This is a genomic window from Planococcus alkaliphilus (genome assembly GCF_057031095.1).
Map to the genome: position 1 here is coordinate 3,338,232 of NZ_CM168060.1, position 15,849 is coordinate 3,354,080.

Genomic DNA, 15,849 nt, shown 5'->3' on the forward strand with positions numbered 1-15,849 from the left:
TTCATGACTCTGGATATATCAGCAATTGCATTGGCTGTCTGGTCATTGTTCAACAAATTCTGCTTTGCGAACTTCAAATAAGAGATCGCTATATTTTTTTAGTGGAATGGCGTGGACCGGAACGCCGCAGCCATCAACTGCTGAAACGATTTGCTTGATCGGAACTTCCGAAAGCTTCGCAACATATTGCAGTATTTCCTGCTGGATAGGATGATTCAATTTCTCGTATCCGCTAACGGGTAGTTTTTTCTCGGGCATACACGAGAAATACAAGATGCTTGCCAGCACAGTTATGCAATAGTTTTCGTTTAGGCTTCTTCCCGCAAATGTATTTTGTCTTCGGCTCTTCGTTTAATGGATAGCTTTTCCCCCAGACCAGAGCCTCTTCCGGCAAATTCAGTTTGGTAAGCAAGCTTTCCAGATTCTCTTTCGAAGCAGTAAATAAGACGGCTTCCTTTGAGGTAAGGCTAACTCCTGAATGATACCCGATTTAAAAACCGCTATTGTCTGGATATGCTTCATGGCCGACCGGTAAAAAATCGGTTCTCCCACATCGCCTTTGGAGTACACTGTATTTTTGTGTTCACTGACAATACAAAGCAAGCCCTGATGCGTATTCTCAAAGACCCCCCTGCTCTATATTCTTCTGCTAACGTTATATAGGTCATCGATTAAACTCCCTTATCGAAATCATTATTTTTTGCAAACAGCTGCTGTACAGATTTTGCTGCTCCCATCACGACTCCAAAGTTCTTAGTCTCCGTAATCCTTACTTCGAATATTTTTTTCGCAGGTGGCCAGACCATACTTTTGTACCTCTCGATAATGCGTTCTCTGACTAAAGGATGATTCTCTATGAGACTGGCTGATAGAATAATAACGTCGGGATTGAAAGTACAGAATGTGTTGTTTATCGCAACGGCTGCATAAGTGACTGCCTTGTCCCGAATTTTGTCTGCCCATGCTTTGGTCTTCTGTAAAGAAAGTGGACACAGAAATACTGTTTTTTTCTTCAAGAACCCTATCGCGCTCCGCTTAATCGGACAGTCCTGAGAAACGGTTCAAAAGCGAACCGCTTCTCAGGACCGTCAAACTGTCACGAAACCATTCGTTCGGATAGTGGAGCTGCGTGCTTTTTTTCATAGTTTTCGGGTGACAAGTAACCGAGCGCGGAGTGTCGTCTCCGCAAGTTGTAGAAGTCGTCGATGTAATGGCCGATGGCCTTTCAGGCATCTTCCTGCGTTCGGAACCGGTGGCCGTAAATCAGCTCTTTCTTGATGGTGGCCTGAAATGATTCGATGCAGGCGTTGTCATAAGGATCTCCCTTGCGGCTCATGCTGATCTTGAATTCCCCTTTATTAAGGCACTTGAGGTATTCCTCGGAAGAGTACTGGGATCCGCGGTCAGAGTGATGAATCGGCTCACCGGACGGATTTCGCAAGAGCAGTGCTTCTTGCAGCGCCCCCAACGGCAGTTCAACCTTCGTCGTGACATCCAAACTCCAACCAACAATCTTGCGCGAGAACAGATCCATCACACTCGCCAGGTACAGCCAGCCTTCCAGCATCCAGACATACGTGATATCAGTAATCCAGACCGTATTGGGCTCGTCGACCTTAAACTTGCGCTCGAGTAGATTCGGATAGACAAACTCGTGATGGTCGGAATCCGTTGTGTTCACGAATTTTTGTGCCGGTATTGCGAAGAGTCCTAGCTCTTTCATGTAACGACCCACGGTTCGTTCGCATATGAAACAACCCAGCGCCTTGAGGTCCTCAAGAATGAGCGGGCTACCGTAGGTGCCATAGCTCTCATGAAACGATTGAGCGATTTTTCGGAGAATCTCTTCTCGCAGAAGCTGCCGTTCCGTCCGGTGAGCTGCGTTCAGTTGAGACCGCTATTTGTAGTAACCGCCTCTGGATACGCCAAGTAAATTGCACATCATCAACACGTCGTATTCTTTCCGATGCTCCTCGATAAACGAATAGATTACGTGCGGCTTTTCATGAAGACATGCATGGCCTTTTTTAAGATTTCTACTTCATCGTCACGTTCTTTCAGCCCATTTTCCGTCTCCCGCAACTTCTTCTCCAGCTCCGAGAAGGTGACCCGCGGCTCACCCGCTGGATTCGCTAAACGTTCCTGCTTTTCCCGATAGTCTCTTGCCCAGTGCCGCACCGTTGTGGGACTCACACCGATTTCATAAGCTAGGTCCGTGGCTTTTCGACCTTCTTTGATATGAAGCTTGGCGATATACCCCTTGTATTCTGCATCTTTGTGTTTGCCCATGTTTGACACGTCCCTTTGATTGTTGGTTTCAGTATGTCGAAAACTGATTGGTCGTGTCTACTTTTAAGTCTAAACCCAATAGAAGCTTTTTGTGGATTTAAATCCTCCTGTTTTTTGTTCAATATACAGAATTATTAATACTGTCTTTTTCTAAATTTATAACATGATGAAACTTTCGTGTTGTTCTTGAAATTATAATTCAGTGATTTTCTTGAAGTGATAACAGAAAAACTGGCGGACCAGCACGGCATGATAATATGAAGAAATGAGAAAACCCGCTGTTTTACTCAGCGGGTTCTTAAGTATGTATATTATTTCAAGTTCAAATGGAAGATAACTTTGTCATTCCGCTACTTTTCTCTGTTTATTCACACGCTGACAAATGCTTCAGGTAAATTCCACCCTTCGTCCACGGTCTATGTACAGAAATCCGTAAGCCTGATGCTCCGGATTTTTCATTTTACTAACTTCGAGCTGTTCAGAAAATCAATCAGTTGACCAAGCGGCATATCGGCCATCGACTTCAGTCGGTGTTCAACTTCGCAAAAATTCATCGCATAAGTCACTTCGTTCGGCACGATGACACATCCCATTCCTGCCCTTTTCGCAGCAAGCGCGCCATTCGCCGAGTCTTCGAATGCCAGGCATTCTTCCGGTTCCAATCCGAGACATTGTGCCGCTTTAACGTATAAAGCGGGATCAGGTTTTACTTTTTCGACATCGTCAGACGTTTTAATACATTCAAAATAATCGACCAACCCGAGAATTCTCAGGTATTTGGAGACCCATGTATAATCCGAACTGGAAGCGAGCCCGATTTTCAAGCCCAGTTCTTTCGCCGCTTTCAAGTAATCCTCCACTCCGTCCCGCGCTTTTTCCGCGGCTAATGCCGCATGGAATTTTTCCTTCACTTGCCGCTCCAGCGATTCGTGTTCGATTTCCTTTTCGATCAGCTCTCCCAGGTAATGAATAGGCGAAAATCCACTTTGTGTCCCAATTTCCTGTTGCCAACGCTCAATCGGCAGTTCAGTGCCATGCTCAGCGAACAGCTCCTGCAAAATCCGATATTGATGGGTTTCTGTATCAAATATCAGTCCATCAAAATCAAAAACGATTCCTTTAATCATAAGAAAATCTCCCTTTCTTTGATGAGGAGTGTATAAAGAATTGCTGCAAACATTTTATCATTCCGTATAATCTGCTTCGATATAAAACTTTACACGGTCCCCGAGCATATAGTAACTTGAATAATGAACAGGCGCATTATTTGGACCGTATATAATTTTCTTCACCAGAATAACAGTCGAAGTTCTACTAATTCCCAAATACCCACAAAGATCTGGTGATGGATGAACATATTCAATCTCTTTTTTCACTTTTGTAAATGGAACTTTATATTTTTCGCGAATCAACGCAAACGTAGATACACTAGCATCGAGGAATTCATCGATATCCGGATAAATGCTCAGCGGCAGGTAAGCATAATCCACGCTAATCGGACCTTCTGCATCTTTCACAAGTCGAACCAGTTCTACGAATTCATTTTGTTCATAGGAAAAAGCTTTCGATATTTCTTTATCGTCTTGAATAATCCTTTTGTATAGTATCTCTTTTTCAATATTATTATCTTCAGTTGACAATCCTTCGGTGAATCCTTTCAGATTCAATAAATGAATGTCTTTTTTAGAGGATTTAACAAATGTTCCTTTCCCACGGATGACTTCAATGACTCCCTCTTCCCCAAGTTCCTTGATCGCTCTTCGAGTAGTAATCCGGCTGACATTAAAAAGTTTGCACAACTCAGACTCGTTCGGTATTCTGTCTCCGGCTTTTAATTGATTATTCTTTATAAATTCCTTAATTCCCGCTTTTATTTGCTCGTAAAGCAGGATTGAGCTCTCCAAGTTTGTGGTATTCTGATTCTTCATATAGACTCCCCTATACTTATTTTTTGATAGTGCTGTTACTCAAATGTACATGAGGAGTACTTCTAAAACAATTTTTAGAATTCCTTTGGATAACCAAAGCCACCGTACAATCCACATGTCGCTGCCGCAGACTCCGTAGCTTTTTCAACCGCAAATTCAATGTCCCCTCCGTCTATATAATTCACTAAAAATCCACTGATTAAACTATCTCCTGCTCCCATGGTGTCGACGACGGGAATTTTTGTCAATTTTTGTTCGAAAACTTTATTCTCCCTGATGAATAAAGCAGGTTTACTGCCTCTTGTCAGAGCAGCTACTTCAAAGTTAAAATCTTTCAACCGTTCGATGAACTCGTTCAACTCCTCTTCCGGCAAATCTGCTACTGAAAAGAAAGCATATTTGATATGAGGCGAAACTTTTTTAATATAGTTCAGTTCCAGATGATTGGAAAAATCATACGAAATATCAATTGTCTTCGCCAGTTTTTCCAGTTCACTTTCCATAGACGAATAACAGCTGATATGGCACACATCGAAGCCTTTGATAAAATCCAGATCTTCTCCGATCATCTGTAGTTTCAGTTTATGCTGAACTGTATTTTTCGGTCCGCCCACAAACACCCGGTCGCCGTCTTCTGTTAAAGAGACGCCCGGCTGTCCACTGATACCTTCCGATGTCCGTGACATTTCAAAATCGATTCCTTCTTTTTCCAAAGCATATTTGATATGCTCTGCCTTATCATCAGTTGCAAAAATACCAATATATGCGACCTTTTCCGCTCCATTCTTCCGGGCATTAACAGCAACGTTCACACAATTTCCTCCCGGATAATATTTCTTCTGGTCCAAATAGCAATCCACCACATTATCTCCAACCGCAATCAGTTTCATTCCAAATTCCTCCCCCTTATCCCTTCACAGATCCTTCCGACAGCCCTCTGACCAAATACCGCTGCAGGAACACCAGCAGGACCACCATCGGGATTGTCGCAATCACCATTCCCGCAAGCAAAACACCCCAATCAGTTCTGAGTGCATCCCTGAAATTCATCAGGCCTGATGGAATGGTTTTCAGTACATCCGAATCAATAAACACAGTCGCAAACATAAATTCATTCCAAGCAAAGTATGCTGTCAAGACAATTGTCGTTACGATAATCGGAATCGACAGCGGCAGGTAAATACGGGCATAAATGCCGAACTCGCTGCAGCCGTCGATGATCGCCGACTCTTCCAGCTCTTTTGGGATGCTCAAGAAGAACGCCCGAATCAAGATGATTGTCAGCGGCAGCCGGTAAGCCACGTAAGTCAAAATCAACGCCCAATGCGTGTTGATCAAGTCCAGCCAGGTCAACAGTTCAAACAACGGAATCAACGCAACTTGCGGATTCATCATGATGCCTCCGATAGTGAAAATCAGCGCCACATCAATCCATCTAGATTTATAGCGCGACAATGTAAACGCTGCCATTGAACCGATTATCACAACGAGGACAATCGTTGTGATTGTCACGAACAGGCTATTGAAAAAGTAACCGGAAATCCCCATCGACCAGGCAGTGGCATAGTTTTCAAAATGCCAGACGGAGGGCAACCCCCATACGTTCCCGTAAATTTCATCATAACTTTTAAAAGAAGAAACTACCATCCAGAAAAGAGGATATAGGATGACAAAGGCAAACAGCAAGAGGCCCAAAAGAACCATATTTTTTGTCACTTTGCCTTGCAGGTTGGTTTTCATCGCCGTCTTGGCCTTTTTAGCGGGCCGTTCCTTCTTGGTCTGCTGTTCCGGCGCCAACATATCAACTTTGATATTTTCATTTGTTTTTGTCATCCTACTCATCCTTTCCGGTTCCTGAAACCTTGATTTGGACTAGAGCGAAAATCGCAGTCACGACGAAGATCAGCGTGGCGACAGCCGATGCATAGCCCATATTGTCTTTGAAGAATCCTTGCTGGTACATATAAACCGATAAGGTCATCGAGCTTGTACCTGGACCGCCGTTGGTCAGGATATAAGGTTCATTGAACACAAGCATGGCTCCTGTAATGGTAATGAGCATATTGACAAAAAGCGCTTCTTTAACCTGTGGAACCGTAATATTAAAAAATTGACGAATCTTTCCTGCACCATCTATTTCAGCCGCCTCGTACAGTTCTTTGGGGATTTTCTGGATTGCTACGATAAACAGCATCGTGATAAAGCCGATGCTCTGCCATTGCGACATAGCAATAACTGCGTAAATCGAAGTCGTTGCATTCCCCAGCCAAGGCATAGCCAGATTTTCCAAGCCAATCAGCTCCAAAAAGCTGTTTAAAAGTCCCATTTGAGGATTGTAGATGAAACCGAAAAGTAAAGCGATAACTGAAATCGAAATCATTACCGGTATGAAATAGACAACCCGCAGCATCGGTGCGATCCGTCGGAACAGCTTGTCCTCGAGGATTGTTGCAAGAACCAGGGCGAATGCTACCTGGAAAACCACGGAGATGATTGCATATTTTATATTGTTGATCAAAGCTGTCATGACAACCTTGTCTGAAAACAACTGTTCAAAAGCAGAAAAGCCGATAAACTCTTTTGTCGGAGAAAACACGCTAAAGTCAAAGAAACTATTATAGAAGTTTTGAACGAGTGGCATATAGATGAAGATGCCTAAAAACAAGAGGCTGGGCAATATGAATAAGATTGGGACAATCTGGTTTCTTTTAGCAATCATACCTGCACCTACTTTCATTTTAATAAGTCCTAATATTCAAGTGAACATTAGGACTTATCCACTTCTGCACTGTTGCTATTTCTGATTCTGTGCTTCTTGCTGCGCTTCTTTTAAGATGTCCTCAGGTGTTGTCTGCCCAGTGGCCAAGCTTTGTCCGCCACGCATAAAGACGTCTGCTACGTTGATGTTGACAGCATTGTCGAACCACGGTGCTGTCGAAGTCGCATTAGTGATCAATTCATATGCTTCGAGGCTTGCCGGGTTGACGTTTTCTTCTGTGACTGCGCCTTCAATGGCATTCAACTGACCGTCTGTTTTCGTGAAGTCAGCAGCTGTTTCTTCTGAAGTCAGGAATTTCAGGAAGTCGAGGGTTTCTTCCGGTGCATTTTTGCTGACCATCCAGCCTTCAGGTGCGCCAGTAAGAGCTGTCGGGTCACCTTTCGCTCCTTCAACTTCCGGGAAGTCAAAGAATCCGAATTCCACATCTCCCGCTTCCTCAACCATTTTGATTTCCGCAAACTGCATGTACAATACCGGTACTTCACCGGCAGCGAACATATTGCGTGCCGCCTCATGGTCGATCGCCGTAGAGACTTCGCCCATATAGCTTGTCAGTTCCTCGAAAATTTCAAGCCCTTCAATATAGCCTTCATCTGTGAATTCAGCTGTTTCCTCGTTATAGTCTTTAGCCAATACAGCAGGATCCACTACACGTTCGAAAATAGTGCCCAGATAATGCGAAATTGCCCATGTATTCGTCAAACCTTCTACGAGCGGCTCTTTATAGCCCGCATCCTGCAGCTGATCAAGTGCCACAGTCAGTTCCTCATAGGTTTTTGGCACTTTGATATTATTTTCCTCGAAAATCGCTTTATTATAGAAGAAAGCCTTGCCGTCTACTGTAAATGGAATGCCGTAAGTGGTGTCATCGAAAGTAAAGCCACCGAACTGGGAGTCGATAATCTTCGATGACCATTCCTCATCTTCTTTGATGACGTCATTCAATGGCATGATGCGCTCGGAAGAAACCAGGTTCTGAGCGAAAGAATCTGACCATGCAGTGAAAATATCCGGCAGGTCATCACTTGATACCAAAACCCGGATTTTTTCTTTGTAAGAGTCATTCAGTACAGAATCCACGTTAATGTAGACATCCGGATTCTGTTCCATGTATTCTTTGATTTTTTCATCATAGAAGGATTTTCTTGGTTCGTTCGGCCATCTGTGGAAAAAGTCGATTTCGACTTTTCCGTCAGCGCTGGCGTTTTTTTCCTCTTCTGAACCGCACGCAGCCAATAACATCGAAAGCAGAAGCAACAAAATCGAAAAGAACAGTGTTTTCTTCATTTCGTATCCCCTTTCTTATGAACCCGGGTTTGTATTTTAGTAATCCATTTTCCACATATATCTTCTGACGGACAATGGATGGCCAGTGTGCTCAGCCAGTGCATCTGCATACAGGCGAAGAACCGATCCTGTCAGTGCCGGGCCGAAGTATTCTTTCAAGTCTTCATCAATTCCATCATAGTTCAAAGTTCCGATGTCAACCACTTCTACTTTATCGCTGAATTTCTGTACAAAATCCAGTGCACGCTCATCAAGCGGGCGGCTTGCTCCGTCGCCTTTCACCACTAGGAACGGTACATCGTAATCGGTGATTTCGAACGGTCCGTGGAAGAACTCTCCTGAATGGATAGCGTTTGAGTGAATCCATAGCATTTCCATCAACAGGCAGCTCGTGAATGAATATGCGTGATGGATATAAGCGCCGCTTGCCATTGTGTAAATGATTTTTTCACGTTTGTTCTTTTTGCCGAATTCATTTGCCACATCTGCAAATTGTTCCGTATTTTTCTCAATCAACTCACCGATTTTAGGCAATTGATTGACAACACGCTTGTATTTTTCATTAGGAGCTAATGCATTAAGCACTTCGAAGACCAATGTATAGAAAATACCGACTTCGCCATCGATGGCGTCCGAACCATCTTTATAATTGTAGTGGACGATGTATTCAGCTGCTTGGCATAAAGGAGATTCCTCATCCATGGAAATTGATACAGTGAGTGCACCTTTTTCACGTGCGAAGCTTGCTGCTGACACTGTCTCAGGAGTTGTGCCTGAATGAGAACGTAAGATTACAAGAGAATTTTCCCCAACTGATTTAGGGTTGCGGTGGATAAATTCATTTGCTGTATAAACGAAACTTGGAACTTCTGTCTCTTTGCTGATGAAATATTCCCCAAAAGACAGTGAAGCCATCGAACCACCGCATGCTACAAAATAAACATTCTTGATGTCACGTGCCTTTACAGCTTCTACGACGGTTGCAATCTGTACAGCGTGCTCAGGTTTCATCGCCACTCCTTGTATATCATTGATGATTCCGCCTACTGTTTCTTCGATTAATGTACCTTGTTCTTGTTTCATTTCAACACCTCCATAATTTATAACGTCATATGACGTTATATTATTTAATATTATATGCTATAGTATTTTAAATAGTCAATGTATTTTGACTATTTATTTTTATTTATTTTTTTGAGGCGTTTTCACGTGCCATTTAAATCCTGAGAAGCTTTTATATCTCTCTGCTTTTTGCTCAACAATTTTTGAAAACAAAAACCAAATGATAACAGAGGTGTTGGCTATGATAAAAGAATTGATCACCTTGTTCCCTTCTTTTGAGCAGTTTACAGAATACCCGGCAAAAGCTGTAAAAGGATTTTACATTTTTCAGCATCCCGAGAAAGGCAGCTGGTTCAGAATACAGGAGAAAGAAGTCAGCGAGCGGGACTACGCCTTGCTCACTGCATTGTTCCAGGAAATTAAAACAGCCAAGAAAATGGCTTCTAGTTCTGCAAAATGGCTTGTTTATTTAGAGAACGGAGAAAATCCTCCAGTGCCTGACCAAACGGAAATCCGAGTCGTTCAGCTATTCTTTAGCGGACAAAAAATAGGAGAAGAAGATTTCAAAGAAGCGAGCTGCGCATTTTTCGGAGATTCCATTCAGCTGCTATTCATTTCCCCGCAGCAGGCATTTCTAATTGAAAGCAAATCCTGCACCGCATACGATTCTGAAAGCTTTTCTTCCTTTATGAACGCTTTGGAAAGTGATTTCTATATCAAAGCGAAGATGTACATTGGCAAATTCCAGCTCGCTGACTCTCGATTCCCACTTCATTTCAGGATGGAAAAGGAATGGTTCCAAAAGGCATTGATGAATGGAAGTTCGGAACGTCTCTACACAATGGAGAAACTTTTCCCCATGCAATTAATGGAACAAATGCCGGATGCTTTGAAAGAAATCCTCGTAAAAGAAGTGCTCGATCCACTCGGCTGCGACCAGGATATCCTGCAGACCGTACGCGCTTTTTTCGAAAACGGATTCAATGCTACTATCGCGTCGAAAAAACTGTATATCCACCGCAATACGCTGCAGTACCGTTTGAATAAGTTCCAGGAAATCACCGGCATTTCGCTGCGCGACTTTAACGGAGCGCTCGTCGCCTACTGTGCGAGCATCGCGGTACAGGACAGCAAAGCATAAAAGAATGACCAAATGTGATTGAAAAAAAAGAGTCTTAAAACTAAAAAAAGCACGCCGATTCATCCGGTCGCTAGGACCTTTTGAATCGACGTGCTTTTTATCTCTGCCGAAATACGGCTCTATTCAAATAAAGGCGTAACCGGTTTTTCGTTGTGCACGTGCTCGATCGCTTCTGCGAGCAACGGCGCAACGGAAAGAATCGTGATTTTCGGTGTGCGTTTTTCTTCAGGGACATGGATTGTGTTCGTCACGACCAATTCCGTCAAAGCGGAATCCTCAATTTTTTGAACCGCTCCGTCTGACAATACGGCATGCGTACAGCAGGCATAGACGCCTTTCGCCCCGTTTTCCACCAGCACATTGGCCGCCAAAGAAATCGTCGCTGCAGTATCGACGATATCGACGATAATGATCGCGTTCTTGCCTAGGATATCGCCGACGATGTTGACGATTTCCGGCTCGCCTGGCTGCGGACGGCGTTTGTCGATAAAGCCGATCGGCACATCAAGGTCGTTCGCCAGTTTCCGTGCACGGCTGAGCCCGCCGTTGTCCGGAGCTACGACAATCGCATTTTCCAGCCCTTTGTTCAGGAAATGTTCAGCGATGACCGTTTCACCCAGCAGCTGATCGACCGGCATATCGAAGAAGCCTTGGATCTGCGGTGCATGGAGGTCCATCGTAATGATGCGGGTCGCACCGGCCGTCTCTAGCATATTCGCCACTAATTTCGCCGTGATCGGCTCGCGCGAACTCGCTTTCCGGTCCTGGCGCGCATAGCCGTAATACGGAATGACCACGTTGATCGTCTCGGCGGAAGCCCGCTTCAACGCATCGATCATGATCAAGAGCTCCATCGTATGTTCATAGCCCGGCTGTGAAGTCGACTGGACGATAAAGACTTCCGCCCCCCGTACACTTTCCTCTAAGTGGATTTGCACTTCCCCGTCGCTGAAACGGTTAATCGAGCTCTTGCCCATTTCGCAGCCAAGCAAGGCGGCGATCTCCTGAGTCAGCTCAGGATTTGAATTCAAGGTGAATAATTTAAAGTTCTTTCTTAATTGATAAGGCATGTCGTGCTCCTCCTCCGCAAAAATCGGTTGATCAAATGATGGGCCGGCCGGCACCCCTTGCCGCCCAGCCTCTGTCTGTTGCTTTTATGATACCTTTTTGCGGGAGGAATAGCCAATGGATAAAAGTTCTTTCGATAAATCTACATAAACGGAACTATATTAATTGTAGAGTGATGAAATATCGACAGGAGAAGTTATTCGTTCAACTTTTATGATAGAAAAAAGTGAAATAAACATTGTTGCAGCAAGGAATTACTTCTTGTTTTTCATCTCTAAGAGGATAGGTGTTGTATTTATCAGTATTGACAGTAGTGTCAAGACCCATAGAGCCTTTGACATTATAGGCACTACATCGAGTAAAGCAGACCAATCTTCCGCTTTTACCCAATCGGACACCATCGTGTAATCTGCCACAACAGTCAGTGCAGTGAAGGACAACCCCATTGCCATCGCCAGCTTATACTCTTTGCCTATGGCATACAGGTATAGGTTTAAAAAAGTTGCGGCTATAGCGATAATCCCTAATACGAACCACATTGACATTCCTCCATTGTTTTCTTTTGCTCATATACCGTAAAAACTTTTATTGTTAATTATAACGCCAAACTTTTACAGAAGTTCCCACAAAAAAAGGCTAACCCCCTCACTTCTTACTTCTCTATCGACCTATCGTTTTCTCGCTGTAACATTCCAGCGCCATGTCCGTCTAAGTTAGAAAGGGGCTGTTTTTATGAAATTCTACTGGCTAACCGTACTGCTGTTTTATATAGCATGGTTCTTATTTTCTACAGCCAATTTTTCAGAAGTGGTTTGGTGGTCTATTCTCTCTTCAAACCGTGCGACACATACTCCCTATATCGAACAAGTGTCTTTAGTGAAAGTCACAGCGATGGCCCTTATTTTCGGCGGTCTGCATTTCCTGATTCGACGCTTGAAATTAAAAAAGAATAAACCTTTAAACGAGCAAAAGCTGTGAAAACCTTATGTTTAGTTATAGAAGAAATGGATGCTGCAGTGGTTTAATAAAGAAAAACGACAGAAGGTGAAAAAATGAAATACACTTGCCCGTGCTGCGGATACAACACATTGGATGAAGAACCGCCGGGAACGTATGAGATATGCGGAATTTGCTACTGGGAAGATGATGCCGTCCAATTTGCTGATCCGGATTATGAAGGTGGAGCGAATGGCGTTTCGCTCAGGCAAGCGCAGCGAAACTATGCGGCATTCGGTGCGTGCGATAGAGCTTCGATTGAATCTGTCCGCAAACCCAATGAAAAGGATGTAAAAGACCCTCATTGGACAGTAGTGAAAAAAGAATAAGCCATACCATATAAGTTAAAATAGAAGAGAGAATCAAACCCATTAGCCACTTGAGGAGGAGGATCTATGAAATTTGGCATCATCGGCACGAACTGGATCACAGACCGCTTCCTGAAAGCCGCATCTCAGCACCCCGGCTTTACGCTTGGCGCCGTCTATTCCCGCAAGGAAGAAACAGGGCGCGCGTTCGCGGAAAAATACGGCGTCGATTCGGTCTACACGGATTTGGCTGAAATGTTTTCAAGCGGCGGCATCGAAGCGGTCTATATCGCGTCGCCCAATTCCCTGCACGCCGAACAAAGCATCCTGGCGATTGAGCATGGCATCCACGTCCTGTGCGAGAAGCCGGCTGTGACGACCGTCGAAGAAATGGGCCGCATCATCGAAGCGTCAAGAAAATACGGGACGACGTTCATGGAAGCGATGAAGTCGACCGTGACGCCGTCGTTCCTGAACATGAAAGAACATCTCGGCAAGATTGGACCGGTCCGCCGCTTCTTCTTCCATTACAACCAGTATTCGTCGCGCTACGACAACTACAAAGAAGGCATCATTGAAAATTCCTTCAAGCCGGAACTCGGCAACGGTGCCCGTATGGACCTCGGCGTCTACGGCATCGCTCCCGTCGTCCACCTGGCCGGCGCACCGGAGTCGTTTCTCCGCAATGATTACCGATTGTCGACAGGCGCCGACGGCCAAGGCAGCATGATCCTGAACTACGGCGACAAAGAAGCGGTCGTCACCTACTCGAAGATTTCCGATTCCTCACTGCCGAGCGAAATCCAGGGCGAAGACGGCACCATCGAAATCGACCGCATCAGCGACCCGAAACGTATCACCTTGAAATACCGCGACGGCCGGACCGAAGACCTGTCCGTCCCGCACGAATTCGATACGATGTATTACGAGCTTGCGGAATTCATCCGCTGCGCGGAGAACGGGGAAATTGAGTCTCCGATTAATACGCATGCGATTTCGCGGGAGACGGTTCGGTTGTTGATGGAATAAATGACTAAAATTTTTCAATCAAAAAACCAGGCGCCTTAAAAGGCAGCCTGGTTTTCGTTGTTGTTATTCTCCTACCATCCCGTCATTGTCGTTATCCCGCATACACGTAAGCATCCATTTGACGCTTGCACCAGCTTAAAAGGTGCTCCTTCATGAAGACGACTATGCATATACACACGCAGAAGATAAATAACAAAAAAGGCAGAGAAAATCATTCATCTTCTCCGCCTGTTTTATGTTGGCAGGTTACTGCCTCTTAAATTTCTTTATCTTCTTCTATTTCTTCTTCAAACATTTCATGTTCTCCAATATATATGGGACCATTAGCGTGATCGATTCTGATCGGCCATTCATATGGAACCACCAAGCGTCTTGAGATCGCTCTCCAGAATTTACTGGATTCGATTTCAAACTCCTGAAAGTCTTTCAGCAGTTCTTTATAGGACATTCCATCAAATTGTATGTTCATATCCTGCAATCGCATGAAGGCCATATGCCTGGCTTCAAGTGCAGCAGCCTGATCCATTTCCTCTTCAGTAGCTTCCCCGATTATAGTGCCTGGCGGCGGCAATATCGAATAAACATTTTCTACTTCTTCCGTCTCCTGCATGGGAACCAGTTTATTTTTAATTCGGTCAAGCATAGCTATCAACTCCTTAAACTTTCCTTGCTTTATAATTATAATTAGAACATTTAGTAAAGTATATAATTATTTCAGTTACCTCTACACAAGATATTTTATGCTCTCGGTATTCTCAAAAAAATAACCAGATGTCTTAAGAGACAGTCTGGTTAAATTTATTTCCTATATAAGCATTGTAAATCTTCAAAAATTATTCCCCTACTATGCCGTCATTGTCATTATCCCGCATATACGGGTACAACCAATGGTCGCTCATGATCGGCATGCTGAAGCCCGCCGCTTTCGCTTCCTTGATCGTCACTTGGCCATTGCCGTCTGTGTCAACGCTCGAAACGTCGCCGCCGGCCGCTGGATCCGGTGCTGCAGGTGCGCTTTCAGGTTCAGCCTCCGCCGGTTCCGGAGCATCGCTGCCCGTTAAGCCGAGCGATTCGTTCACTTCATCCGGGTTCACGTTGTCGTAGTTGTCTACAACTTTGTTGCCGTTGACTGTATACGTGTATTGGTAATGGGAAGGAATCTGTGTTTCCGTATCCGGATAGGTGATGATCGCTTCAAAATCCACGGCGCCACCTGCTTTACGGATGACATCTTCCATATAAGCCTGGTCACCATGACGATTCAGCGTACTTTCCTGCGGCGTGATATTATAAGCGTTCGATACGCCGCCAAGCGAATCTGCAATAACATGCCCTTCATCTAAAATATCGCTTTCTACGCCCGGAACTTTTGCCTCGTCCGGGTAATATCTGCCTGCCGAAGTTACTGGTTCAGTATTATCGTCTTGAAGAATGATTTCACTTGCCACAACGCGAACAAGCTGCCCGTATTCATTGGTGAATGCCCAGTATTCCCGGTCTCCAAAACCAATATCGACCACGACATTCGCTTCACGATGTCCGGACAAATCGCCGCCGTCCACTTCAATCGGTGTGTATCCAGCGAACAGGTCGTTCGCGGGTTCTGCCGGCGTTTCTTCTACTGCAGGTTCTTCGACAACTTCAGCTGCTGGTTCTTCTTCAGCAGCCGGTTCTTCGGCGACTTCAGGAGTCACTTCTTCTTCGCTGCTTTTTTCTTCTTCAACCGTGCTTACTTCCTTTACATCTGTCTCTGTTTCTTCAACAGATGCTGCATCTTCTGCGTCGGTACAACCAACCAGGAAGATTGCCATTAGAAGTAAGATCAAATAATTCTTTTTCATTTTATGACGCTCCTAAAATGTTTTATTTATTAGTTCATGGCTTATACAATATTTATTTGTTTAAAATCTTTAGAGATTCATATTCAAGTATAACATTAGACATTTATTAATTAACTTGTAG

At 44.4% G+C, this 15,849-nt stretch carries 18 protein-coding genes and 2 pseudogenes; 4 read left to right on the forward strand and 16 right to left on the reverse strand.

All coding sequences use genetic code 11. The features are described from left to right. Positions 1-42 precede the first annotated feature (42 nt). The 12 genes and pseudogenes from AC2EXB_RS17365 to AC2EXB_RS17420 form a co-directional block, all read right to left on the reverse strand. Positions 43-412: pseudogene (locus tag AC2EXB_RS17365) on the reverse strand (asparaginase). Continuing rightward, a pseudogene (locus AC2EXB_RS17370) lies at positions 397-618 on the reverse strand (asparaginase); the annotation flags it as partial. The pseudogenes AC2EXB_RS17365 and AC2EXB_RS17370, both read right to left, overlap by 16 nt. A 53-nt stretch (positions 619-671) precedes the next feature. Further along, positions 672-1,016: an ROK family protein gene (locus AC2EXB_RS17375; protein ID WP_483602504.1), complete on the reverse strand. Its 345-nt coding sequence runs from the start codon at positions 1,014-1,016 to the stop codon at positions 672-674. 209 nt (positions 1,017-1,225) lie between these two features. After that, a complete protein-coding gene (locus AC2EXB_RS17380; RefSeq protein WP_483604783.1) occupies positions 1,226-1,888 on the reverse strand; it encodes an IS3 family transposase in 663 nt (220 codons plus the stop codon). A gap of 101 nt (positions 1,889-1,989) precedes the next feature. Further along, positions 1,990-2,289, reverse strand: a complete 300-nt coding sequence (locus AC2EXB_RS17385) for a transposase (protein WP_483602505.1) — start codon at positions 2,287-2,289, stop codon at positions 1,990-1,992. 455 nt (positions 2,290-2,744) lie between these two features. Next, positions 2,745-3,416, reverse strand: coding sequence for an HAD family hydrolase (locus AC2EXB_RS17390; protein ID WP_483602506.1), 672 nt, complete (start codon positions 3,414-3,416; stop codon positions 2,745-2,747). Between the two features lie 57 nt (positions 3,417-3,473). After that, positions 3,474-4,217, reverse strand: coding sequence for a GntR family transcriptional regulator (locus AC2EXB_RS17395; protein ID WP_483602507.1), 744 nt, complete (start codon positions 4,215-4,217; stop codon positions 3,474-3,476). 74 nt (positions 4,218-4,291) lie between these two features. Beyond that, a complete protein-coding gene (locus tag AC2EXB_RS17400) occupies positions 4,292-5,107 on the reverse strand; it encodes a PfkB family carbohydrate kinase (protein ID WP_483602508.1) in 816 nt (271 codons plus the stop codon). A 16-nt stretch (positions 5,108-5,123) separates the two neighbouring features. Continuing rightward, positions 5,124-6,014, reverse strand: coding sequence for a carbohydrate ABC transporter permease (locus tag AC2EXB_RS17405; RefSeq protein ID WP_483604784.1), 891 nt, complete (start codon positions 6,012-6,014; stop codon positions 5,124-5,126). Positions 6,015-6,051: 37 nt separating this feature from the next. Beyond that, positions 6,052-6,933 carry a carbohydrate ABC transporter permease gene (locus AC2EXB_RS17410; protein WP_483604785.1) on the reverse strand — a complete coding sequence of 294 codons (882 nt, stop codon included), beginning with the start codon at positions 6,931-6,933 and terminating at the stop codon, positions 6,052-6,054. 78 nt (positions 6,934-7,011) lie between these two features. Continuing rightward, positions 7,012-8,283, reverse strand: coding sequence for an ABC transporter substrate-binding protein (locus tag AC2EXB_RS17415; RefSeq protein ID WP_483602509.1), 1,272 nt, complete (start codon positions 8,281-8,283; stop codon positions 7,012-7,014). 36 nt (positions 8,284-8,319) lie between these two features. Then, positions 8,320-9,366: an SIS domain-containing protein gene (locus tag AC2EXB_RS17420; RefSeq protein WP_483602510.1), complete on the reverse strand. Its 1,047-nt coding sequence runs from the start codon at positions 9,364-9,366 to the stop codon at positions 8,320-8,322. 220 nt (positions 9,367-9,586) lie between these two features. On the opposite strand from AC2EXB_RS17420, the gene AC2EXB_RS17425 reads away from it, so the two are divergent. Beyond that, the gene (locus tag AC2EXB_RS17425; RefSeq protein ID WP_483602511.1) at positions 9,587-10,486 is read left to right on the forward strand and encodes a PucR family transcriptional regulator; all 900 of its coding nucleotides are present in this window, start codon (positions 9,587-9,589) and stop codon (positions 10,484-10,486) included. Between the two features lie 119 nt (positions 10,487-10,605). Here AC2EXB_RS17425 and AC2EXB_RS17430 read toward each other — a convergent pair whose 3' ends face one another. Further along, entirely contained in the window at positions 10,606-11,556 is a 951-nt protein-coding gene (locus tag AC2EXB_RS17430) for a ribose-phosphate diphosphokinase (protein ID WP_483602512.1), read from the reverse strand. Positions 11,557-11,808: 252 nt separating this feature from the next. Continuing rightward, complete coding sequence (locus AC2EXB_RS17435; protein ID WP_483602513.1) at positions 11,809-12,093, reverse strand: hypothetical protein; 285 nt, start codon at positions 12,091-12,093, stop codon at positions 11,809-11,811. Positions 12,094-12,286: 193 nt separating this feature from the next. On the opposite strand from AC2EXB_RS17435, the gene AC2EXB_RS17440 reads away from it, so the two are divergent. From AC2EXB_RS17440 to AC2EXB_RS17450, 3 genes are all read left to right on the forward strand, one after another. Beyond that, the gene (locus AC2EXB_RS17440; RefSeq protein WP_483602514.1) at positions 12,287-12,532 is read left to right on the forward strand and encodes a hypothetical protein; all 246 of its coding nucleotides are present in this window, start codon (positions 12,287-12,289) and stop codon (positions 12,530-12,532) included. A gap of 74 nt (positions 12,533-12,606) precedes the next feature. Beyond that, entirely contained in the window at positions 12,607-12,879 is a 273-nt protein-coding gene (locus AC2EXB_RS17445) for a CPCC family cysteine-rich protein (protein WP_483602515.1), read from the forward strand. 66 nt (positions 12,880-12,945) lie between these two features. Next, entirely contained in the window at positions 12,946-13,887 is a 942-nt protein-coding gene (locus tag AC2EXB_RS17450) for a Gfo/Idh/MocA family protein (RefSeq protein WP_483602516.1), read from the forward strand. A gap of 256 nt (positions 13,888-14,143) precedes the next feature. Here the strand turns inward: AC2EXB_RS17450 and AC2EXB_RS17455 are convergent, their stop codons facing one another. Both AC2EXB_RS17455 and AC2EXB_RS17460 read right to left on the reverse strand, forming a co-directional pair. Then, positions 14,144-14,530 (reverse strand): hypothetical protein, encoded by a 387-nt coding sequence (locus tag AC2EXB_RS17455; RefSeq protein ID WP_483602517.1) that lies wholly within the window; start codon positions 14,528-14,530, stop codon positions 14,144-14,146. A gap of 190 nt (positions 14,531-14,720) precedes the next feature. Beyond that, positions 14,721-15,728, reverse strand: coding sequence for a DNA/RNA non-specific endonuclease (locus AC2EXB_RS17460; RefSeq protein WP_483602518.1), 1,008 nt, complete (start codon positions 15,726-15,728; stop codon positions 14,721-14,723). Between the last annotated feature and the right edge of the window lie 121 nt (positions 15,729-15,849).

Bases quoted from the DNA above. Each gene is read 5' to 3' on its own strand.
- AC2EXB_RS17385 (WP_483602505.1), bottom strand. From the start codon at position 2,289: ATGGGCAAACACAAAGATGCAGAATACAAGGGGTATATCGCCAAGCTT.
- AC2EXB_RS17390 (WP_483602506.1), bottom strand. From the start codon at position 3,416: ATGATTAAAGGAATCGTTTTTGATTTTGATGGACTGATATTTGATACA.
- AC2EXB_RS17395 (WP_483602507.1), bottom strand. From the start codon at position 4,217: ATGAAGAATCAGAATACCACAAACTTGGAGAGCTCAATCCTGCTTTAC.
- AC2EXB_RS17400 (WP_483602508.1), bottom strand. From the start codon at position 5,107: ATGAAACTGATTGCGGTTGGAGATAATGTGGTGGATTGCTATTTGGAC.
- AC2EXB_RS17415 (WP_483602509.1), bottom strand. From the start codon at position 8,283: ATGAAGAAAACACTGTTCTTTTCGATTTTGTTGCTTCTGCTTTCGATG.
- AC2EXB_RS17420 (WP_483602510.1), bottom strand. From the start codon at position 9,366: ATGAAACAAGAACAAGGTACATTAATCGAAGAAACAGTAGGCGGAATC.
- AC2EXB_RS17425 (WP_483602511.1), top strand. From the start codon at position 9,587: ATGATAAAAGAATTGATCACCTTGTTCCCTTCTTTTGAGCAGTTTACA.
- AC2EXB_RS17430 (WP_483602512.1), bottom strand. From the start codon at position 11,556: ATGCCTTATCAATTAAGAAAGAACTTTAAATTATTCACCTTGAATTCA.
- AC2EXB_RS17435 (WP_483602513.1), bottom strand. From the start codon at position 12,093: ATGTGGTTCGTATTAGGGATTATCGCTATAGCCGCAACTTTTTTAAAC.
- AC2EXB_RS17440 (WP_483602514.1), top strand. From the start codon at position 12,287: ATGAAATTCTACTGGCTAACCGTACTGCTGTTTTATATAGCATGGTTC.
- AC2EXB_RS17445 (WP_483602515.1), top strand. From the start codon at position 12,607: ATGAAATACACTTGCCCGTGCTGCGGATACAACACATTGGATGAAGAA.
- AC2EXB_RS17450 (WP_483602516.1), top strand. From the start codon at position 12,946: ATGAAATTTGGCATCATCGGCACGAACTGGATCACAGACCGCTTCCTG.
- AC2EXB_RS17455 (WP_483602517.1), bottom strand. From the start codon at position 14,530: ATGCTTGACCGAATTAAAAATAAACTGGTTCCCATGCAGGAGACGGAA.
- AC2EXB_RS17460 (WP_483602518.1), bottom strand. From the start codon at position 15,728: ATGAAAAAGAATTATTTGATCTTACTTCTAATGGCAATCTTCCTGGTT.